The organism is bacterium (assembly GCA_019637795.1).
Classification (GTDB): Bacteria; Desulfobacterota; Binatia; order HRBIN30; family CADEER01; genus JAHBUY01.
Genome location: JAHBUY010000001.1, coordinates 353,906 through 374,559, shown reverse-complemented (window position 1 = coordinate 374,559; position 20,654 = coordinate 353,906). Strand labels below are relative to the sequence as shown.

At 73.3% G+C, this 20,654-nt stretch carries 15 protein-coding genes and 1 pseudogene; 10 read left to right on the top strand and 6 right to left on the bottom strand.

Annotated features, from left to right (window positions below):
* Positions 1 to 8 precede the first annotated feature (8 nt).
* Complete coding sequence (locus tag KF840_01690; protein ID MBX3023601.1) at positions 9 to 1,742, bottom strand: tetratricopeptide repeat protein; 1,734 nt, start codon at positions 1,740 to 1,742, stop codon at positions 9 to 11.
* A 135-nt stretch (positions 1,743 to 1,877) separates the two neighbouring features.
* On the opposite strand from KF840_01690, the gene KF840_01685 reads away from it, so the two are divergent.
* The 6 genes from KF840_01685 to KF840_01660 all read left to right on the top strand — a co-directional run bounded on the left by KF840_01685 (position 1,878) and on the right by KF840_01660 (position 8,060).
* Entirely contained in the window at positions 1,878 to 2,633 is a 756-nt protein-coding gene (locus KF840_01685; GenBank protein ID MBX3023600.1) for an SDR family oxidoreductase, read from the top strand.
* Between the two features lie 71 nt (positions 2,634 to 2,704).
* Positions 2,705 to 3,712, top strand: a complete 1,008-nt coding sequence (locus KF840_01680; protein MBX3023599.1) for an LLM class F420-dependent oxidoreductase — start codon at positions 2,705 to 2,707, stop codon at positions 3,710 to 3,712.
* A gap of 83 nt (positions 3,713 to 3,795) precedes the next feature.
* Complete coding sequence (locus tag KF840_01675; protein ID MBX3023598.1) at positions 3,796 to 4,482, top strand: EthD domain-containing protein; 687 nt, start codon at positions 3,796 to 3,798, stop codon at positions 4,480 to 4,482.
* Between the two features lie 99 nt (positions 4,483 to 4,581).
* Complete coding sequence (locus KF840_01670; protein MBX3023597.1) at positions 4,582 to 5,484, top strand: SDR family NAD(P)-dependent oxidoreductase; 903 nt, start codon at positions 4,582 to 4,584, stop codon at positions 5,482 to 5,484.
* Positions 5,485 to 5,620: 136 nt separating this feature from the next.
* Positions 5,621 to 6,586: a hypothetical protein gene (locus KF840_01665; GenBank protein ID MBX3023596.1), complete on the top strand. Its 966-nt coding sequence runs from the start codon at positions 5,621 to 5,623 to the stop codon at positions 6,584 to 6,586.
* Positions 6,587 to 6,980: 394 nt separating this feature from the next.
* A complete protein-coding gene (locus KF840_01660) occupies positions 6,981 to 8,060 on the top strand; it encodes an SGNH/GDSL hydrolase family protein (GenBank protein MBX3023595.1) in 1,080 nt (359 codons plus the stop codon).
* A gap of 234 nt (positions 8,061 to 8,294) precedes the next feature.
* On the opposite strand, the gene KF840_01655 is transcribed toward KF840_01660, so the two are convergent.
* A complete protein-coding gene (locus KF840_01655; protein MBX3023594.1) occupies positions 8,295 to 8,687 on the bottom strand; it encodes a type II toxin-antitoxin system VapC family toxin in 393 nt (130 codons plus the stop codon).
* The gene (locus KF840_01650; protein MBX3023593.1) at positions 8,684 to 8,920 is read right to left on the bottom strand and encodes a hypothetical protein; all 237 of its coding nucleotides are present in this window, start codon (positions 8,918 to 8,920) and stop codon (positions 8,684 to 8,686) included. The genes KF840_01655 and KF840_01650 overlap by 4 nt, the downstream gene beginning before the upstream one ends.
* A gap of 83 nt (positions 8,921 to 9,003) precedes the next feature.
* Here KF840_01650 and KF840_01645 point away from each other — a divergent pair, with 83 nt between their 5' ends.
* Positions 9,004 to 9,597 carry a DDE-type integrase/transposase/recombinase gene (locus tag KF840_01645; protein MBX3023592.1) on the top strand — a complete coding sequence of 198 codons (594 nt, stop codon included), beginning with the start codon at positions 9,004 to 9,006 and terminating at the stop codon, positions 9,595 to 9,597.
* 272 nt (positions 9,598 to 9,869) lie between these two features.
* Positions 9,870 to 13,232 carry an AAA family ATPase gene (locus KF840_01640; GenBank protein MBX3023591.1) on the top strand — a complete coding sequence of 1,121 codons (3,363 nt, stop codon included), beginning with the start codon at positions 9,870 to 9,872 and terminating at the stop codon, positions 13,230 to 13,232.
* A 367-nt stretch (positions 13,233 to 13,599) separates the two neighbouring features.
* Here the strand turns inward: KF840_01640 and KF840_01635 are convergent, their stop codons facing one another.
* The 3 genes and pseudogenes from KF840_01635 to KF840_01625 form a co-directional block, all read right to left on the bottom strand.
* Entirely contained in the window at positions 13,600 to 14,028 is a 429-nt protein-coding gene (locus KF840_01635; GenBank protein ID MBX3023590.1) for a hypothetical protein, read from the bottom strand.
* A 91-nt stretch (positions 14,029 to 14,119) separates the two neighbouring features.
* A pseudogene (locus KF840_01630) lies at positions 14,120 to 14,496 on the bottom strand (phosphotransferase).
* On the bottom strand, positions 14,496 to 14,978 hold the full coding sequence (locus KF840_01625; GenBank protein MBX3023589.1) for a hypothetical protein: 483 nt from the start codon (positions 14,976 to 14,978) through the stop codon (positions 14,496 to 14,498). The pseudogene KF840_01630 and the gene KF840_01625 overlap by 1 nt, the downstream one beginning before the upstream one ends.
* Between KF840_01625 and KF840_01620 the strand changes: the two genes are divergently transcribed.
* The gene (locus KF840_01620) at positions 14,968 to 20,055 is read left to right on the top strand and encodes an AAA family ATPase (GenBank protein MBX3023588.1); all 5,088 of its coding nucleotides are present in this window, start codon (positions 14,968 to 14,970) and stop codon (positions 20,053 to 20,055) included. The two genes, KF840_01625 and KF840_01620, sit on opposite strands and share 11 nt — an antisense overlap.
* 185 nt (positions 20,056 to 20,240) lie before the next feature.
* The gene (locus tag KF840_01615; protein MBX3023587.1) at positions 20,241 to 20,639 is read left to right on the top strand and encodes a nuclear transport factor 2 family protein; all 399 of its coding nucleotides are present in this window, start codon (positions 20,241 to 20,243) and stop codon (positions 20,637 to 20,639) included.
* The last annotated feature ends 15 nt before the right edge of the window (positions 20,640 to 20,654 follow it).

Below are 20,654 nucleotides of genomic sequence, written 5' to 3'. Positions count from 1 at the left end.
CGCCTGGCTCACGGGACGGCGCCCGGAACGGGCGCGGGCTGGCCGCTCTCGGCGGCCTGTTTCAGCGCCTGCGCCAGCGCCAGGTTGTCGCGGGCGCTCTGATAGTCGGGCTTGAGGGCCAGCGCGCGCTGGAAGTGCTCGATCGCGCCGTCGAGATCGCCGGTGCCGATCAGGGCCACCGCGAGGTTGTTGTGCGCCAGCGGATAGGCGGGGCGGATCGCCAGCGCGCGCTGGTAGTGCGCGATGGCGTCGGCGTTGCGCTCGGTGCGCTGCAGGACGTTGGCGAGGTTGTCGTGCGCCTCCGCGTAATTCGGATTCAGGTCGAGGGCGCGGCGGAAGTGCGCCTCGGCCTCGGCCAGGCGCCCGGCGTCGAACAGCAGGCTGCCGAGGTTGTTGTGGGCCGCCCAGGCGTCGGGGTTCTTGCGCAGCGTGTCCTCGTACAACGTGACGCCGTCGCCGTAGAGCGCGCTCTGCTGCCAGGCGAGGACGGCGAGCACGCCGGCGACCGCGATCCCGACGGCCGGCGGCAACCACTGCCGGGCCGTCGGCAGGCGCGACCGCCAGCCGGCGAGGGCGGCGGCGACGACGGCGACGACGGCGATCAGCGCCAGGTGCTGGTAGTGATCGGCGACGACGATGTGCTGGCCGACGCCGACGTCGGTGAAGCCCATGACCGGAAACAGCGTGCCGCCGAAGAACAGCCAGGCGAACAGCAGCGAACGCGTCCCACGCTGCCGGTACCACCACAGCACCGCGGTGACGAGCACCGCCCCGGCCAGCGCCAGCCACCAGCCGATCGCGGCGGCGTCGACGTGCCAGTCCGGATACATGAGCGCCAGATCGCGCGGCAGCACCGCCTTGCCGAGGTAGAACCACACCACGCCGGCGGCGCCGAGGACGCGCTCGAGCGGGCCGGCGCTGCTCGGTGCCGGCCCCATGGCGATGCCGCGGCTGCGGAACCAGAGATTGACGGCGAGCAGCGCCGCGACGAGGGCGAACAAGGGCGCGACGCGCGCCAGGTCGCGCCGCGTCAGGGGTCGCTTCCACCAGACGATCAGCAGCAGCGCCGGCGGCAGGACGGCCGCCGAGATCTTGCTCAGCATCGCCAGGGCGCCCGACCCCAGGGCGAGCCAGTACCAGCGGTTCCACACCGGGCGCGAGGCGCCCGACAGCGGCGGCGGCCGTTCGGCGTGGAGGAAGGCCAGCGTCGCCAGGAGCGCGAAGAGCGCTGCGAGCTGGCTCTTGCGCTGCGCGATCCAGGCGATGGTCTCGACGTTCACCGGGTGGGCGGTGAACAGCAGCGCGGCCAGGAACGCGCCGGGCACCGCCAGGACGGCGAGGACGCGCCAGACGAGCAGCGCGATGGCGATGTGCAGCAGCAGCCCGGTGAGGTGATAGCCGGTGGGATCGGCGCCCCACAGCCGCCACTCGATCCAGAAGCAGGTGTTGGTCACCGGCCAGTAGTCGACCGCCTGGGTGGTGAACCAGAAACGGTAGGGGCCGTCCGCCAGCTTGAGCAGCGGGTTGTCCGACACCAGCAGGATGTCGTCGAACACGAACGGACCGCGCAGGGCGGGCGCGTAGATGACGAACGAGACGACCGCGATCAGCGCCGCGCCGGCGAGCGTGCGCCAGTCGACGCCCCGGCGCGGCGGCCGGCGCGATCGCGGCGCCGGGCCGCGCGCTGGAGATGCCGGCGCGCGCGCCGGACGCCGTCCTGCCGCCCGCGTCGTGCCTGCCATGCGGTCCGGCGTGTAGGCCGCATCGCGCCGCCATGGCAAGCGGCGGCGCGCCGCCGCCGTTGCGCGCGCGCCGGCCGGTCCACTAGATTTCGCCGCGCCGCTGCGTCAGGCAGGGGGAGGAGGATCGCACCCGACATGAGTCGTTTCACAGGACGGATGGCCGTCGTCACCGGCGCCGGCTCGGGCCTCGGCCGCGCCACGGCGGCGCGGCTCGCACAGGAGGGGGCGGCGGCGGCCTGTCTCGATCTCGCGCTCGACGCCGCCGGCGAGAGCGCGGAGCAGATCCGCGCCGCCGGCGGCACGGCGCGGGCCTACCAGGTCGACGTCGCCGACCCCGCCTCGGTGCGCGAGGCGGTGGGCGCGGCGACCCGCGATCTCGGCCCGCCGCGGGTCCTCGTCACCTGCGCCGGCATCGGCCGCTTCGCCAACTCGCACGAGATGCCGTTCGCCGACTGGTCGCGGATCATCGGCGTCAACCTGACGGGCACCTTCCTGCTGGCGCAGGCGGTGCTGCCGGCGATGCTCGAGCACGGCGGCAACATCGTCACCATCGCCTCCAACGCCGGCCTGATGGGCCAGCCCTACAGCGCCGCGTACTGCGCCTCGAAGGGCGGCGTCATCCAACTCACCCGGGCGCTCGCCGACGAGTACCTCTTCACCCGCAAGGTGCGCGTGAACTGCGTCGCGCCCGGCGGCATGAAGACGCCGCTGCAGAGCAGCTTCCACCAACTGCCCGACGGCGCCGACGCCACCCGCCTGGCCAAGCTGCGCACCCCGCTCGGCACCGCCAGCACCGAGGAGGTGGCGGCGCTGATCGCCTTCGTCGCCTCCGACGAGGGCCGCTACATGAGCGGCTCGATCGTCTCGATCGACGGCGGACTCACCATCTAGCCCCGCTGTCGGCTCTCGCCGCCGGCGAACCCCGGCGGCGAGCGGATCGCCGACCGCTGCCCGGAGGATACGTGAAGCTCGGACTACAACTCGGCTACTGGCAGGCGCACCCCACTCCCGGCTGCGTCGAGCTGGCGCAGGAAGCGGAGCGGTTGGGCTACGACTCGGTCTGGACGGCCGAGGCGTGGGGCTCGGATTGCTTCTCGCCGCTGTGCTGGATCGGCGCCCACACGACGCGCATCAAGCTCGGCACCTCGGTGTGCCAGCTCTCGGCGCGCACCCCGGCGGCGACGGCGATGCACGCGCTCACCATCGACCACCTGTCGAACGGCCGGATGATCCTCGGCCTCGGCGTCTCCGGCCCGCAGGTGGTCGAGGGCTGGTACGGCGTGCCGTTCGCCAAGCCGCTGGCGCGGACGCGCGAGTACATCTCCATCCTGCGCAAGATCTGGAAGCGCGAGGAACCGGTCACCAACGACGGCCCGCACTACCCGCTGCCCTACCACGGCCCAAACGCCTGGGGCCTCGGCAAGCCGTTGCGCAGCATCACCCATCCGCTGCGCCCCGACATCCCCGTCTTCCTCGGCGCCGAGGGGCCGAAGAACGTCGCCATGGCGACCGAGATCTGCGACGGCTGGCTGCCGCTCTACTACTCGCCGTTCCGACCGCAGGTGTACGCCGAGTCGCTGGCCGGCATGAAGCCGGGCTTCGAGATCGCCCAGTTCCTCACCGTCAACGTCACCGACGACATCGAGGCCGGGCTCAACCCGGTGAAGGCGATGCTCGGCTTCTACATCGGCGGCATGGGCGCCAAGAAGCGCAACTTTCACAAGGAGCTGATGGGCCGCATGGGCTTCGCCGACGAGGCCGAGAAGATCCAGGAGCTGTTCATGGCCGGCGACCGCTGGGCGGCGGTCGCCGCCGTGCCCAGCCAGTTCGCCGACGAGATCTCCCTCGTCGGCCCGATCGAGCGCATCCGGGAGCGGCTCGCCGAGTGGAAGAAGACGCCGATCACGACCCTGCTGCTGGCCAATCGCGACGTCGAGACGCTGCGGCTCATGGCGGAGCTCTGCTTGTGATCCTCTTCACGGCGGAGACGCGGAGGCGCGGAGACGCGGAGACCATCGGCTCGCTCTCGGCGTCTCTGCGGTAAGGAACAGTAATGGAGAAGATCGTCTATCTGACGTGGAAGCGGGACGGCGACGCGATCGAGGGGTTTCGCGATCGGCTCGTCGGCGACGTCGCGCAGCAGTTGCTCGCCGGTGGGGTGTCGCGGCTCATCGTCAATGTGTCCGACCTGCGTGAGCAGGTGGGACGAGGGACATCGCAGTACCTGGGCGAGGGGAAGACGATCGCGGCCTCGGTGTCGGTGTGGGTCGATTCGATCGATCGCCGCGGCGAGCTCGAGGAGGCGCTGCGCGGCATCGCCGCGCGGGTGGACGGCTACCTCGTCACCGAGTCGATGCCGCTGCGCTGTCCGGACCGCGACTGGCCGGACGGGACGCGCAGCCCCGGCGTCACGCTGTGGACCGCCTTCCCGAAGCCGGAGCGGATCAGCGACGAGGTCTTCTACGAGCGCTGGCACGGCCACCACACGCCGCTGTCGTTCGAGATCCATCCGTTGTGGGAGTACACCCGCAACGCGGTGGCGCGGGTGTTGACGCCCGGCGCGCCGCCCCATCGCGCCATCGTCGAGGAGCGCTTCCGCACCCTCGAGGACCTGCTCGACCCCAACCGCTTCTTCGGCGCGCCGGAAAACATTCAGCGCGTGCTCGACGACATCGCCACCTTCAGCGACTTCGAATCGATCAACACCGCCCCCATGAGCGAGTGGATCCTGAAGAGCTGAGACGAACGAATCCCACACGGAGGAACGAAGGCGCGGCGCCGAGCCGGCGTCGCTCCGGCGCTCCGCTTCTCCGTGTGAACAACCCCGAAGGAGAAGATGATGGCCAAGCTGTGTGACGGACGGGTGTGCATCGTCACCGGTGCCGGGCGCGGGATCGGCAGGGAGTACGCGCTGATGCTGGCGGCGCACGGGGCGAAGGTGGTGGTCAACGATCTCGGCGGCTCGCGCGACGGCACCGGCGCCTCGCTCGGCCCGGCCGAGGAGGTGGTGCAGGCGATCGCGCAGGGCGGCGGCGAGGCGATCGCCAACGGCGACGACGTCAGCGACTTCGCCGGCGCCCAGCGGATGATCGAGGCCGCCGTCGCCCGCTTCGGCCGGCTCGACGTGCTGATCAACAACGCCGGCATCCTGCGCGACCGCATGCTGGTGAACATGGCCGAGGCCGAGTGGGACGCGGTGATCAAGGTGCACCTGAAGGGCACCTTCGCGCCCGCCCACCACGCCGCCGCGCACTGGCGCGAGCTGGTGAAGCAGGGGCAGAAGGTCGACGCCCGCATCATCAACACCACCTCGGTGTCGGGCATCTACGGCAACGCCGGCCAGACCAACTACGGCGCCGCCAAGGCGGGCATCGCGGCGTTCACGATCATCGCCGCGCGCGAGCTGCGCCGCTACGGCATCACGGTCAACGCCATCGCCCCCGGCGCGCTCACCCGCATGACCGAGGATCTCGGCATGGGGCAGATGGACGAGGCGGCGAAGGCGCGCATGCACCCGCGCTGGATCGCGCCGATCGTCACCTGGCTCGCCAGCGCCGAGTCGGCGGCCATCAGCGGCCGCGTCTTCGAGGCCTCCGGCGCCGTGCTGGCGGTCGCCGAGGGCTGGCACCGCGGCCCGACGGTCGAGCCGGTCGACGACCCGACGAGGATCGGGCCACTGGTCGAGACGCTGATGCGCAGCGCCCGCAAGAACGCCGGCATGGACGGCAAGGACCTCGACTGACGGCGGCGCCCGCCGCCGCCGGCGCGCGACGCACGACGGAGCCGACCGCATCCCGCCCTGGGGGGCGGTGGATACCCGGATCATTGACGGTCGGCGCTGAAATCGTCATGACATGCCGCCGAAAGGGAGGAGAGAGGTGGGAAGCGCGACCACACTTCGAGCCCGCGGTAGTCATTGGCTGGGCGCGCTCGCCGTCTTCTGGGCGGCGCAGGCGGCGCTCGCCGCCGACTGTCCGGATGGAATCGCGATCACCGCTGACGTCGTCTGCGAGGTGCCGGCCGGGATGATGTCGGTCACCATCTCCGCCTGGGGCGGGGGCGGCGGCGCCGGGGCGGGCTGGAGCAACCTCTCCGGTGGTGGTGGCGGCGGCGGCTCCTTCTGCGGCGCGGTGTTTTCGGTCATGCCTGGCGATGCGCTGACCGTCAGCGTCGGTGAGGCCGGCGCCGGCGCGCTGCAGTTCACCGACACCGCCACCGACGGCGGGCCGAGCTCGGTGACCAGCACGTCTATCAGCGGCCTGGTGGCCAATGGCGGCGCCCGCGGTCGGAGCCAGGGCGGCGGTGGGGGCGCCGGCGGCGACGTGACTGGGTGCACGGCCAGCGGTGCCAGTATGTTCGCCGGCGGCATCGGCGCCAACGCCGTCAGCAGCAACACCGGCGGCGGCGGCGGCGGCTCCGCGCAGGCGACCGCGAGCGGTGGCAACGCCTCCGGGCAGACCGCCGGCACCGGCGAAGGAGCCGGCGGTATCGGCGGCAACTCGTCCACCGTGCCCGGCGCCGGCAGCGCGCCTGGCGGTGCCGGCGGCGGCGGCGTCGGCAACGCCGGCGTGGCGCTGTACCGCAGTGGCGGTGCCGGCGCCGCCGGCCAGGTGATCCTGTCGTTCTCGGCGTCCGGCCCGGCCACTGCCACCGCCACCGCGACGCAGACCGCCACCGCGACGGCCACCGGTACGGCGCTGCCGACGGGCACCCCGAGCGCGACCTCTGGCCCGGCTCCCGCCGGCGGCCGCGCGGCCGCGCCGTCGGTCGGGACGACCGGCGTGATCGCCCTGGCCGCGCTGCTCGCCATCGCCGGATGGTTCTCCCTGCGGCGGCACTCGTAGGACGGTCCGCGCCGGCCGCGTGGTCGTTCGGGGGCACGTCCAGGGTGCCGCCCGTGCAGCAAAGAGGTGCGCCACCTGCGGTGGCCCGCGCGCCATCGCGGCGCTGCTCCGCGTCGAGCTGCTCCGCGATCCCCGTCAGTGCGGGGTTCCGCGCCGGCGGCCGTGGCGCGGCGGAGCTCGAGGGCGAAGTCGGTCGAGCCGTCATCCGTGTCCATGAGCGCGCGGGTGGCCTCGCTCGGCGTCCAACCAGCGGCCGGCGCTGAGGTGCGGCTCGTCCCGTGGGCTTTCCACGGCATCGCTTGAGATCCGGGGGGCTGATCCAGGCGCCGCTTGCCACCGGCACGATCGCGTGGCCTCCTACGGCGGTGCCCTTCGACGTTGCCCGATGCCCGGCGTGCTTCGACGCGTAGGACTGATCGCGTTCGGCGTGCTCCTGGCCGGCGTCGCGCTGGAGATCGTGCTGCGCGTCTCGGATGCCGTGCCCGAAGTCGGCAGCCCGCTCTTCGCCTTTCACGACGACGATCCGAGCCTCGGCTGGAGGGGCAAGCCCGACGTCCAGTTGCGCTTCCGCCGACCGGAGTTCGCCACGCCCGTGCGGCTCGACGCCGAGGGGTGGCGCCAGCCGGAGCCAGCGCGACCCGCGGTGGCGGCGCAGCGGGTCCTGGTGCTGGGCGACTCTTTCGCCTGGGGCTGGGGCGTCGGCCAGGGCGAGGTGTTCACGGACCTGCTGCAGGCCGCTCTGTCGCCGGGCGTCGCGGTGTACAACCGCGGCGTCATCGGTTTCGGCACCGCGCAGGAGTATCTGTTGCTGCGGCGCGAGCTCGCCGCGCGCGCCTACGATGCGGTGGTGCTGCTGTTTTTCATCAACGATCTGGCGGACAACATCGACGGGAAGGAGGGCCACCGGCCCTACTTCGAGCTGGTCGACGGCGATCTGCGTCCGCGCAACCAGCCCGCCGCGGCGCGGGGCAACCCGCTGGAGCGATTCGTCGAGGAGCACAGCCGCGCCTACCGCTTCCTCGAGGTCCAACTGGGCACGCTGAAGCGCCGTTTTGCCGGCGAGGCGAACGACGAGCGCGGCTACCGGGACGCGCCGGCGGTCGACTTCCACGACCTGCCGGGCTACGCCGTGACCGCGCGCCTGCTCGCCGCGATGCAGCGCCTGACGCGCGAGCACGGGGCGCGCTTCTGGCTCGTCTACGTCCCGCAGCGCAGCGAGCTCGAGCTCGAGGCGCCGTTCCCGTACGTCCGCGCCGTGCACGCGATGGTCGACGACATCGCGCGGCGCGAAGGCATCGCGATGCTCGATCTGTCGCAGCCGTTCCGCGAACGGACCGCGGCCGGCGAACGGCTCATCTACGCGGTCGACGCGCACTGGACGTCGGCCGGACATCGCCTCGCCGCCGATGTCCTCCTGGCGTCCCCGATCTTCCACGCGCCCGCCCATCCGGGCGAGCGCGGAACGGACCAGTGAGGGCGGAACGGCGTTCCGCACGCCCCTTACTCGCCGACGGCGGGCCGCTGCCGGCGGCGGCGATCCGGTACGTGGCGGTGGTGCCGGCGATCCGGTGGCAGGGCCCCTCGATGGCGCGGCCTCGATGTTGACGCCCACCGGCTCCTCCTTTTGCTCCGCCCGAGGCCGTCGAGCGCCGAGGAGACGCCGATCCGCCTGCGTCGCCCGATTCTCGAGGCGAGGAGCCGGTCGCGCTCAGCAGGTGAGAAATCGACAGCGCGGGCCGGTCGCTCGGACCAACCGGGCGTCGAGCGTGGCCAGGGGAAGATCGAACGCTTCGGCGATGGCCACGTACCACGCATCGTAGATGGTGACGTTCGCGCGCAACTCCCAGACCCGTTCGGCAAACGGCTCGAACGGAAGGAGATCGATGGCGAGTCGCACCAGATCTCGGTGGGCGGCGGTCGCCTCCAGGAGGCTCAACTCCTGCGCGCGCTCGAGGCGGCGCAGGATGTTCGTCGCTTCCACCAATACGAGATGCGGAGCGACGATCCCGCCCGCCAGGAGCATCTCCTCCGCCCACGTGCCCTCCGGACCGCTGTCGGTCGTGGCGGCGACGAGCAACGAGGCATCGACGACCAGGCTCATCGCCGATCGGCGTCTCGATGGTCGATGATCCTGCGCGCGGCGATCCGCCGCCCGGCCGCGTGCTTGCGCTCACGGACGTGCTCCACCCACGCGTGAACCGAGGGGCGCGCGGCGATGCGCTCCAGCTCCTCGCGCAGATACTCCTGCATGGATTTTCGTTCGCGCGCCGCCCGCGCCGCCAGCTCATCGCGGACCAACTCGGGAACGTCGCGGATGGTGATCTGTACCGGCATGCCAGCACAGTGCCAGCACAGACTGCGCTTCGCAAGCGCGCGCTGCTTCGCCTACCAACGCGGCACCAGCGGCGGTCGTAGGCGTGCGCCCTGCCGACGGAGACCGTGTCGCGTGGGCGGGCGCCGAGGCGCCCGCCCACGGCGTCCACTCCGCCGATGTCGTCCTCAACTGGATGGACTTCATGGGCGACAGCTTGGCCGATGGACGCACCTTCCGTACCTTCAATCTCGTCGATGATTTCTCGCGGGAAGCGCCAGCGATCGTGGTGGATCATTCGCTGCCCGGCGAGCGGATCGTGCGCGAGATCGACGCTGTCGTCGCCGAGTGCGACGTGCCGGGAATGATCGTGATCGACAATGGGCCGGAGTTCGCCGGCAAGGCGCTCGACGCCTGGGCGTACCGCCACGGGGTGAAGCTGAACTTCATCCGGCCCGGCAAGCCGACCGAGAACGCCAGGGATCTTCTCCCGGCGAGCGACGCCGCCGATGCGGTCATCCTGCACCTGTGGCAGGCCGTCCAGATCGTGATCGACCTCGGATTGTCGGCGTGCCTGCGCTTCAACCTCGGCACGCCTGACAGTTACGGCGACGCTTTTCGGCGCCTCGCCGGCGCGGGCCTGCTGGACCAGAATCTGGCTGCCCGGCTCACCCGCGCCGCCGGCGGATCGCGCGTATGAGCTGACGATCTCACATGACGGGCAGGGCCGCCGTATGTCGGTGTGAATTCTCGGCCGGGCGTGCAGACGCGCCGCGGTACAGGAGCAGATTGGCGCGCGGCCGCGGCACCAGCGCCGCCAGCGACGACGTCGCCGACACCAACGGCGACGCAGACGGTGACCCGCAAACGGGGCACTCGACGCCGGTCGACGTCGGCTGTTGACGTCGGCTTGACCCGGAACGCCGGCGCGCGCTAGGGAGCGACGCACCCGCGAGGGACGCGCGGAACGGGATGAAGTGCGATGGCTGCGGACGGGACAACCCGGCCAGTGCTCGGTTCTGTAGCGAGTGTGGCAGTCGGCTCGCCGCGCGCTGTCCCGGATGCGGTGCCGCGGTTCTCGACACCGCGAGGTTCTGCGACCAGTGCGGCGCCCGCATCGGCGCGGTCGGCGCCGAGACGCGACGGCCGATGCTCCCGGAGGCGGAGCCTCGGAGCGTCGGCGAGCGGCGCCAACTGACGCTCCTCTTCTGCGACCTCGTCGGCTCGACCGAATTGGCGGCGCGGCTCGACGCGGAGGAGTGGCACGAGATCGGCGGCGCCTATCAGCGCGCCGCCAGCCAAGCGGTGACGCGCTACGGCGGTCACGTCGCCAAGTATCTCGGCGACGGCCTGGTCGTCTACTTCGGCTACCCGCAGGCGCACGAAGACGACGCCGAGCGCGCCGTCCGCGGCGGCCTCGCGATCGTCGAAGCCGTCGCCTCGCTCAATGGACAACTCCAGGGCAGGAGCGCCCTTGCTCTCTCGGTTCGGGTCGGTCTGCATACCGGCGCGGTCGTCGTGGGAGCCGGGGGCGGGGAGGAGCTCGAGGTGTTCGGCGAGGCGCCGAATCTCGCGGCTCGGCTTCAGGGTGTCGCGGCGCCCGACACCGTGGTCATCAGCTCCGCCACGCTGCGCCTGGTGCGCGGCGTCTTCGACACCGAGGATCTGGGACCGCAGACGTTGAAGGGAATTCCGCAACCGGTGCAGGCCTTCCGCGTCATCCAGCCGAGCAGCGTGAGCAGCCGCTGGGAAGTGCGCGGCGCACGCCTCGGGCCCTTGCTCGGGCGAGGCCAGGACATCGCCGTCCTCCGGCGCGCCGGCGAGGCGAGCTCCGCCGGCGCCGGCGGCGCCGTGATCATCTCGGGTGAAGCCGGCGTCGGCAAGTCTCGCTTGGTCCACGGCCTGCGGGAGAGCTTGCGGGGCGAGCAGCAGTCGTGGCTCTGGCTCGAGAGCCGCTGCGCTCCGTTCACGCAGCAGAGCGCGTTTCAGCCCGCGATCGAGTTGCTCGAACAGGCCCTCGGCTTCGCGCCGGCGGACACCGCCGCGGACAGGCTCGCCAAACTGCGGGCGGGCCTCGACGCCGTCGCGCTCGGCACCGAAGAGACAGTCGCTCCGTTGGCCGCGCTGCTCTCCATTCCCTTGCCCGACGAGCATCCGATCGCCCTCCTGCCGCGCGGGCTGCGACGCGAGAGGACGCTCGAGGCGATGGTCCGCTGGATCGTCGCCCTCAGCCGGTTGCAACCGGTGGTGGTCGTGGTCGAAGACCTCCACTGGTGCGATCCCTCCTCGCTCGAGCTGCTGGAGCGACTGATCGCTCAGAGCTCGCGCGACCGCGTCCTCGTTCTGCTCACCGTGCGCGCCGAAGCGGGGTTGGATTGGGCTCCGCCTTCGGCGGAGACGATCTCTTTGCGTCGGCTCGAGAGCGCCGATGCCCACGCGCTCATCATGGGGCTCGCCGGCGATACGGCCTTTCCCGCCGAGGTCGCCGAGGCGATCGTCGCACGGGCCGACGGCGTGCCGCTGTGGATCGAGGAGCTGACCAAGTCCGTGCTCGAGTCGAGCGTGGCGGACGAGACCCGCGCCGGATCTCGGCGCGACGCGGACCAGCCGACGGTGCCGATGACCTTGCAGGACTCGCTCATGGCCCGCCTCGACCGGCTGAACACCGCGAAGCAGGTGGCGCAGGTGGCGGCGGCGCTGGGGCGCGAGTTCTCGTATGCCCTGCTCGAGGCGGTGGCGACGCATCCGCCGGCCGAGCTGCGGGGCGGCCTCGCTCGCCTCATGGAGGCGGAGCTTCTGTTCCGCAGCGACGCGTCGGCCGAGGAAGCCTACGTCTTCAAGCACGCCCTGATCCAGGAGACGGCGTACCAGTCGATGCTGAAGAACACGCGTCGTGATCTGCATCGCCGCATCGCGACGGCGCTCGAGGCGCGCTTCCCGGATCGCGCCGTGCGCGAGCCCGAGGTCGTCGGCCGTCACTGGGAGGCCGCCGCAGAGCCGAACGGCGCCGTGCGACACTACGAGCTGGCCGCCGGCCAGGCCGTGATCCGGTCGGCTCACGAGGAGGCCATTGCGCACCTGCGCCGTGCCCTCGAGCTGCTGGAGACGCTGCCGCCGACTCCGGATCGTTCGCAGCGAGAGCTGACTCTGCAACTCGCTCTCGGCAATTCCCTCATGTCGGCGCGGAGCTTGTCGAGCGACGAGGCGCGCCTTGCCTACGAGCGGGCCAACGCGCTCTGCGACCACGCCGCCGACGACTGGCAACGCGCCCCGAGCGCCTGGGGTCTGTCGGTGATCCACACGGCAGCCGGGCAACTACAGCGGGGCATCGAGTTCGCCGAGCGGCTGCTCGAGATCGCCGAGCGAACGGGCGAGGACATCCACTTCCTCAGCGCGCACGAAGAGTTCGCCGTCCCGAAGTACTACCGCGGCGAGTTCGCCTCGTCGCTGCGGCACGCGGAGGCCGGGGTGCAGATCTACGACACGCGCTACGACCACGCCCGCAGCGAGGCGCTCGCCTGGATCTATCCCACCGAGCCCGGGGTGCCGGTGCGAATCTACTGCGCCATGAATCTGTGGCAGCTTGGATTCCCCGACCAGGCGGCCGTGCGCGCGCGCGAAGCCGTCGAGCTGGCGCGGCGTCGCGGGCATCCCTTCAGCCTGGGCTTCGCGATCGCTTTCGGCGCCTGCGTCCAGTGGATGCGGGGGGACTTCGAGGCGCAGGCCGAGGCGGCCGACGAGGTCGTCCGCATCGCCGAGAGGCATCGGTTTCCGCTGTGGCTCGGGCTGGGAAACATGCTCTCCGCAGTTCCGCTTCTGAAGCGAGGCCAGACCGCGGAGGGGACGACGCGGATGCTCACCGGCATGGACGTGGCGACGCGGCTCGGCGGGCAGGCCGGCGCCCCCGTTTTTCAGGCGATGCTGGCCGAGGTCTTCCGGGCCAATGGGAGGATCGACCGGGCCGTCGAGACGCTGGAGATGGCCACCGCCCTCGCGGCGCATCTGGGGCAGCACTTCTGGGACGCCGAGCTGCATCGCTTGCGGGGAGAGTATCGCCTCTCCGGCGCCGACCCTTCGTCGCTCGCGATGCAGACCGCGGAGGAGGCGGCGGAGGAGCACTTCCGCAGCGCCGTCGCCATCGCCGCCGGACAGGGCGCGAAGTCGCAGGAGCTGAGAGCGGCGACGAGCCTGGCGCGGCTCCTGCGCCGCCGGGGCAAGCGGGAAGCCGCCCTCGCCGCGCTCTCGCCGGTCTACTCCTGGTTCGGCGAAGGCTTCTCCACCGCCGACCTCGCCGAGGCCCGCTCCCTGTTGGACGATCTGCGCGCCTCGGACTGAGAGCGGGCTCGCCGACGCTCGGGAGAGACGCGATGGGCACGCTCCAGAACGAATCCGTCGAGGCCCCATCCTCGCGACCGGCCATCTGGCGGGCGGCGGCACGCTCGCCAACCGCGCCACCGGCACCGACGGTTGCCGCGCCGGCCTGGAGACCGCCGAGACAGCGTGCGGTGCGCCCTGCAACGGCGACACGACCTGCGACGGCTGCGTCGACGCCGCCCAGGTCACCAGCTTCATCTGCCGCGACAACTGCCGCGAGAGCTGGCGCGCCCACCCGCTGGTGATCGCGCTGCAGGAGTCCTGCAGGACGACCTTCCAGGCCTGCATCGGCGCCTGCGGCCCGGCGCAGTAAAGGCGCGGCGCCTGCTCAGGCGCGAGCGCCGCGCCGCCGACGGCGTGTGGCCCACGCCCCGACTCCGACCAGCGCGGCGACGATCAAGGCCAGCACCGGCTGACTGGCGGTGGGCGCCGGCACGGCGCTGGGACAGAGGATCTGCTCCTCGGCCAGCAGCGCGCGGCAGTCGAGGTTGTCCTGCAGGCCCGCGTTCGCCGTCTGCGACAGGCACAGGCCGGCGCCGTGGATCGCGTCGCACCTCGCCGCGAAGGCCAGTTGCTCTGCCTGGCTGGTGACCAGCCGGCAGAACAACGCGGGCACGGGTGACGCCGGGAGTTGCGCCGTCTGCGCCCCCAGGCTCTCCAGACAGGCGCAGCAGGCCTCCGGCGGGAGCGGCCCGGCGATGCCCGACGATGCCGTGAGCAGCAGCGCCAACGAAACCAGCAGCAGCGACGTCTTCATCGAACCCCTCCGGCGGCGAGATCTCGTTGACCTTCGGACAAGCCGCAGCCGCCCCATACCCCAAACACGGGCGCCGGGGAATGTCCGCCGATCACGCCCGCATCAGCTCCTGCGCGCGGCTGAAGAGCCCGAGGGCGATCGCCTGCAGGAGGTCGCCGGTGGCCTGCGGCGCTTTGCCGGCGCAGGCGCGGGCGTGCGTGCCCTCGAGGACGATGCCGAGCTTGAAGCACGCCATCACCGCGTACCACTGGATGGAGGAGGGCTCGCGGGTCGAGAGCTCGGCGTAGCGAGTGACGATCTCGTCGGTGCTCGGCAGCGCGCCGCCCTCCGCCAGCGCGGTGGCGGGACTGGCGAAGCCTCGCTCGGCCAGGTGGCGATCAGCCAGCCGAGGTCGAGCAGCGGGTCGCCGATGGTGCACATCTCCCAGTCGACGATCGCCACCAGGCGCGGCCCGTCGAGCGCCTACATCAGGTTGGCGAAGTGGTAGTCGCCGCGCACGATGCCAGGCGTCGATCTGGTCCACCGCTGGCTGGCGCTGACCAACGACGCGTGGCGCCGCTCGCGCCGCTCGGCGACTTCGGCGCCAGGCGGACGGTGTGGTTGCCGAGGTCGGCGATCATCCGCTCGTCGCGCTTCCTGTCGTCGGCGATGCCCATGGCCCGATCGAGCGGCAGCGGCGGATCGTCGCCGCCCTCGATCTCCTCGATCGGGCCGCGTCCTCTCTCGCGGGGCTCCAGTCTGGATGCGCCCGCGGTCGGCCGCGCGCCATATCGCGGTTCGAGGCGGCGGCCCGTCTTCGATGCGGCGTATGAGCTGGCGAATCTTCGCTTGCCGTGAATCCCGGGATCTGAAATGGACGCCCCGGGTGTCGCGGCGCGACACGTGGATGGGCCCGCTCTCCCCACATCGACGGGCGCCCCGCGCTCGCACCCGCCGACGATGATCTGCACCAACTGCGGCAAGGCCTGTCGCGAGGGGGCCCGTTTCTGCGGCGACTGCGGCGCGGCGCTGGTTGCGCGCTGTCCGTCGTGCGGCGCCGAGCGCGCGGCCGGGGCGCGGTTCTGCGACGCCTGCGGCGCGCCGCTGACGGCGGCGGAGGCCGGGGCGCGCAAGGTCGTGACCATCGTCTTCGCCGATCTGGCCGGCTCGACGGCGTTGCACGAGCGGCTCGACGCCGAATCGGCGCGCCGCCTGATGGAGCGCTACTACGCGGCGCTGCGCGGCGCCGTCGAGGCGCACGGCGGCACGGTGGTGAAGCTGCTCGGCGACGGCGTCATGGCCGCCTTCGGCATCCGCCGGGTGGCCGAGGACGACGCGCTGCGCGCGGTGCGCGCCGGCGTCGCCATGCAGGATGCCTTCCGCCTGCTGGTGCGCGACCAGGCGGGGCTCGGCGCCGTCGGGCTGCGGGTCGCGGTCAACAGCGGCGAGATGGTGGTCGGCGGCGCCGACGACGACCTCATCGGCGATCCGGTGAACGTCGCCGCCCGGTTGCAGGAGCAGGGGCGCGACGGCGACGTGGTGGTCGGCGAGGCGACGCACCGGCTGGTGGCGGCGCGGATCACCCTCGCGCCGCTCGGCAGCGTGCCCCTCAAGGGCCGCGCCGGGAGCGTCGCCGCCTACCGCGTGGTCTCGCTGGCGCCGCCGGCGGGCGCGACGGCGGCGCCGTTCGTCGGCCGCGCCGACGAGTTGGCGCGTCTCGACGCGGTGTACGCCGACGCGGTGGCCGCGCCGGCCACCCGACTCGCCGTGCTGCTCGGCTCGCCGGGGCTCGGCAAGTCGCGCCTGATGGACGAGCTCGGCCGCCGCCGCGGCGAGGCGGCGATCCGGCTCGCCGCCCACTGCGACGCCGCCGGCGGCGCCACCTTCGCGCCCCTGGTGGCGGCGCTGCGGGCCCACCTCGGGATCGCGGACGGCGCCACGGTGGTGGCGGTGCGCGCCGCGGTGGAGGGGGCGCTGGCCGGCGACGACGGCGAGCGCGCCCGCATCGCCGGCGGCGTCGCCGCCCTGCTCGCCGGCGCGCCGCCACCGCCGCAGGAGACCTTCTTCGTCGTCCGCCGCTTTCTCGCCGGGCTCGCCGCCGCGTCGCCGGTGATGCTGCTCATCGACGACCTGCACTGGGCCGAGCCCCTGCTGCTCGACCTCGTCGAGCATCTGGTGCAGTGGGGCGGCGGCGTGCCGTTGTTCGTGCTGGTCGGCGCCCGCCCCGAGCTGCGCGAGCTGCGCTCGACGCTGGCCGCCCCGGGCGCCCTGGTCGCCGAGGTCGTCATCCTCGCCGGCCTCGACGCCGGCGCCGCCACGCGCCTGGCGGCGAACGTCATCGGCGCCGCCGACCTGCCCGCCGCGGTCGCCGCCAAGGTGCTGGCCACCAGCGAGGGCAACCCGCTCTTCGTCGGCGAGCTGGTGCGCATGCTGGTACAGGAGGGCGCGCTCGCCCGCGAGGGCGAGCGCTGGATCGTCGGCGCCGGCCTGGCGGCGCTGGAGATGCCGCCGACCATCCACGCCCTGCTCGCCGCCCGCATCGAGCGCCTGCGCCCCGAGGAGCGCCAAGTGCTGGAGCGCGCCGCCGTCGTCGGCCGCCACTTCTCGCGCGGCGCGGTCGCGGCGCTGCTGCAGATCGGCGCCGCCGATCTCGACGCGCGGCTCGAATCGCTGCGCCGCAGCGAGCTGATCGAACGCGATGCCAGTTGGCTGCTCGGCGAGCCGGCGCTGCGCTTCCACCACGTGCTGATCCGCGACGCCGCCTATCGCCGCCTGCTCAAGGGCACGCGCGCCGCGCTGCACGCACGCCTCGCCGACTGGATCGAGGCCCAGGTCGGCGACGCCGCCGAGCACGACGAGACCATCGGCTGGCACCTCGAGCAGGCGCATCAGCTCCTCGCCGAGCTCGGCCCGCTCGACGCCGCCGCCACCGCGCTCGGCGGGCGGGCCGCGACGCGCCTCGCCGCCGCCGGCCGTCGCGCCCTCGCCGGCGACGATGTCGCGCTCGCCGCCGCCCTCCTCGGCCGCGCCCTCGCCCGCCTGGACGCCGGCGACCCAGGCCGCGCCGATCTGCTGCTGGACTGGTGCGAGGCGCTGCTGTCGGCCGGCGACGTGGGACCGGCGGCGCAGGCGATCGCCGAGCTGCAGCGGCTCGTCGCGTCGGCGCCGGGACCGGGGGCGGAGCCGGCAGGCGCCGCGGACGATGCGATCCCCCTCCGCCCCCGCGCCGCCAATTCCCGCCTCGCCGCCTGGCACACCTGCTTCGCCGGCCAGCTCACCGTCCTCACCGCGCCGCAGGCGCTGCAGGCGACCGCCGCCGCGGTGGCCGCCGCGGCGGCCACCCTGGCGGCGGTCGACGATGCCGCCGGCGAGGCCAAAGCCCATTCCGTGCACGCCCAGGCGCTGGCGCGCCTCGGCCAGGTCGGCGCCTGCGAGGCGGCGCTCGATACGGCGCTCGCCGCGGCGCGCCGCGCCGGCGACCGCCGCCGCGCCAATGCGGTGCTCGCCGGGGCGCCGCTGGCCGCGCTCTGGGGGCCGAGCCCGGTGCCCCGCGCCAGCGGCCGCTGCCTCGACGTCGTGCGCGTCCTGCGCATCACCCAGGGCGCGCCGGCGGTGGAGGCGGTGGCGTTGAGCTGCCAGGGCGTCCTGGAGGCGCTGCGCGGCCGCACCGCCGCGGCGCGGCGCATGCTCGCCGGCGCGCGCCAGATGGTCGAGGACCTCGGCATCGCCCATCGCCTGCACGAGTGCGACGTCTTCGCCGGCCGCGTCGACCTGCTCGAAGGCGATGCCGCCGGCGCCGAACGCCGGCTGCGCAGCGCCTATGATGGTCTGCGCGCGCTCGGCCTCGGCATCGACGCCGCTCGCGCCGGGGCGCTGCTGGCGCGGGCGCTGCTCGCCGGCGACCGCGCCGCCGAGGCCGAGGCGCTGGCGCACGAGAGCGAAGCGCTCGCCGGGGACGATCTGCAGGCCGCCATCGCCTGGCACGGCGCCCGCGCCGAGGTCCTGGCGCGACGCGGCGAGCACGCCGCGGCGATCGAGCTGGCGCGGGCCGCGGTGGCCATCGCCGCCGCCACCGACGCGCTGCTCGATCACGCCGACGCTCGCCGGGTGCTCGCCGCCGCGCTGCGTGCCGCCGGTCGTCCCGCCGACGCCGCCGCCGAGGAGCGACGCGCCATCGCGCTGTGGGAGACGAAGGGCGCGACGCTGCTGGCGGAACGGGCGCGACCGCGCGAGTGGGAGGGCGGCGCCGTGGCGGCCGATGCGACGGTGGCGCCGCGGCGCGCGCCTGCCGGCGTCGCGCCGATGCGCCGCGTTCGCGCCAACCGCGCCACCGCGATGATGGCACGCACCGAGGCCGCCTTCGCGGCACGCGACCTCGATGCCGTCGATGCGCTGCTCGGCGAGGCGATGGAGAGCGTCGACCACCCGACCGAGGCCGCCTACGGGCGCCAGGGCCAGCTCGAGTCGAGCCGGCGCATGATGCGCATTCCCGGTCTGTCGTTCCGGGTCGAGCCGTTGGCGACGCTCGGCGACGACCTCGCGCTCCTCCGCCGCCGGGTGAGCGCCAGCGGCGCCGCCGGTGGCGCCTTCGACGTCGGCGCCTACGAGATGGAGCACGTCGGGGTCGTCGAGGTCGACGCCGCCGGCCGCTGCGGCGTCTTCGAAACCTACGCCCCGGACCGGCTCGGCGACGCCGTCGCGCGCCTCTACGAGCGCTACGCGGCGCTGCTGCCCGAGGGGCGTGAACGCGATCGCGCCGCGGCGGTCGCCCGATCGCTCGCTCTGATGACCGGGCCCCTGGAGCGCGGGCGCATCGCCTCGGCGCTGGCGGCCGATGTCGAGCTCGCCGATCACCGGCTGCTCGGGACGTGGTCGGCGCGCGGCCTGCCGGCCGCGCTGCGGCACGTCGATGCCTGGCTCGCGGTCGGCGAGGCGCATCATGGCCGTGAAGTCGATGTCCTCGCGTCGCACCCCGCGGCGCTGCTCCTGCGGCGACTGTTCACCGGCCTCGACCGCGAGAGCGGCGGCGCCTTCGAGGGCGAGTGCCTGGTCCTCTGGCGCTGCGGCGACGACGGTCGGATCACGCACTGGGAGCTGTTCGATGTCGACGGCGAGGACGAGGCCTTCGCCCGCTTCGACGCGCTGCTCGACCGCCGCGACGGGAGCACGGACGCGGGCGAGCGGCCGTCGCCGCGATCGTCTCCCGCCGACCCCTTCGCCAACGCCGCGACGCGCTTCAACGAGCGCTTCGTGCGCGCCTGGCGCGCCGGCGACTGGCAGGCGATCCTGGCGCTGCATCCGCCGCCGCACTGCGCCGATGACCGCCGCCGGCTGATGCAGATGCAGTTGCCGGCGGACTCGTCGATGGCGCAGCTCCGCTTCCTCTTCGACGTGCCGGGCAGTCGCTTCGCCATCCGGCCGCTGGCCACGCGCGGCGAACGGCTGGCGCTCAGCCACATCGTCTACGAGGGCGAGGTCGGCGGTAGCGGCGGGGCGCTGGCCATCGAGTATCTCGGCCTCGACGAGGTCGACGCCGAGGGGCGCAGCGCCTTCGTCGTCCTCTTCGATCCCGACGCCGTCGACGCCGCCCACGCGGAGCTCGATCGCCGCTACGATGCGGGCGAGGGGGCGGTCCACGGCGGCGTGGTGACCCGATTCATCCAGGGCGTCGCCGCCCGCGACTGGGCGGGCGTCGCGGCGCTCTGCGCGCCGACCCTGGTCGAGCACGATCACCGCCGCCTCACCGGCCTCGGTACGACGCGCGGCGCCGACCAGTGGGTGGAGAACAACGTCCGCGTCTGGCTCGACCTCGCCCCGGACATCGTCGCCCGCCAGACGCACGTCCGCGGCTGCGCGCGGGGCATCCTGGCGGAGATCGCCCTCGCCGGCTCGCGCGAAGGAGGCGCCTTCGCGCTCGCGTTCGTCGCCGTCATCGAGCTGGACGCGCAGTGGCGGTTCACCCGCATCGACGTCTACGACGTCGATCAACTCGCCTTGGCGCGGGCGCGCTTCGCCGAGCTGCAGGCGGCCGCCGCCGCGCCCGAGTGACGCGCGGCCCGGCAGACCGATCCAGCGCACATCCCGCCCAACGCGGCGACGCGCACCGTCGGACGCCTGCTCGCGCACGCCGCCGCAGTCGAGACGCCCGAGCTCGTCGAGGCGACGGCGACGGCCGCGTCGTCGCCGCCATCGCGTTCGATGGCGACGATAGCGCGGCGGCGGAGGCCGAGCTGTTGGCGCGCTACCTGCGCAGCGACGAGCACCGCATGCCGGCGGCGCTGGTGGCGTGCGTGCGTGCCTTCGCGGCGCGCGATCTCGCCGCCGTGCGCGCCACGCTGCCGGACGACTTCGCGCTCGACGACCGTCGCCGCATCGGCTTCGGGCGGATCGAGGGCGCCGATGCCTACATGGCCTCGCTGGCGGCCCTGCTGGAGCTGAGCCCCGACGCGCGCATCAGCACGCGCTATGGGGTGGTCGCGGCCGGGCACGGACGGGTCGTCGTGATGTGCTCGCGGATCCCTGCGTCACTGCTCGAGGCCGAGCTCTCCAATCTCGATCCAGCCGCGTGGCGCGCGGATAGCTCACGGGAACTGGGCTACCAACCCCCCGCCCGCGACGCCGCCGGGCCGTGACCGCTCGCGCTCGGT

Excerpts from the sequence above, each read along its gene's own strand:
- KF840_01675 (MBX3023598.1), top strand. The coding sequence starts at position 3,796 with ATGGAGAAGATCGTCTATCTGACGTGGAAGCGGGACGGCGACGCGATC.
- KF840_01620 (MBX3023588.1), top strand. The coding sequence starts at position 14,968 with ATGATCTGCACCAACTGCGGCAAGGCCTGTCGCGAGGGGGCCCGTTTC.
- KF840_01690 (MBX3023601.1), bottom strand. The coding sequence starts at position 1,742 with ATGGCAGGCACGACGCGGGCGGCAGGACGGCGTCCGGCGCGCGCGCCG.
- KF840_01655 (MBX3023594.1), bottom strand. The coding sequence starts at position 8,687 with ATGAGCCTGGTCGTCGATGCCTCGTTGCTCGTCGCCGCCACGACCGAC.
- KF840_01650 (MBX3023593.1), bottom strand. The coding sequence starts at position 8,920 with ATGCCGGTACAGATCACCATCCGCGACGTTCCCGAGTTGGTCCGCGAT.
- KF840_01635 (MBX3023590.1), bottom strand. The coding sequence starts at position 14,028 with ATGAAGACGTCGCTGCTGCTGGTTTCGTTGGCGCTGCTGCTCACGGCA.
- KF840_01685 (MBX3023600.1), top strand. The coding sequence starts at position 1,878 with ATGAGTCGTTTCACAGGACGGATGGCCGTCGTCACCGGCGCCGGCTCG.
- KF840_01670 (MBX3023597.1), top strand. The coding sequence starts at position 4,582 with ATGGCCAAGCTGTGTGACGGACGGGTGTGCATCGTCACCGGTGCCGGG.
- KF840_01640 (MBX3023591.1), top strand. The coding sequence starts at position 9,870 with ATGAAGTGCGATGGCTGCGGACGGGACAACCCGGCCAGTGCTCGGTTC.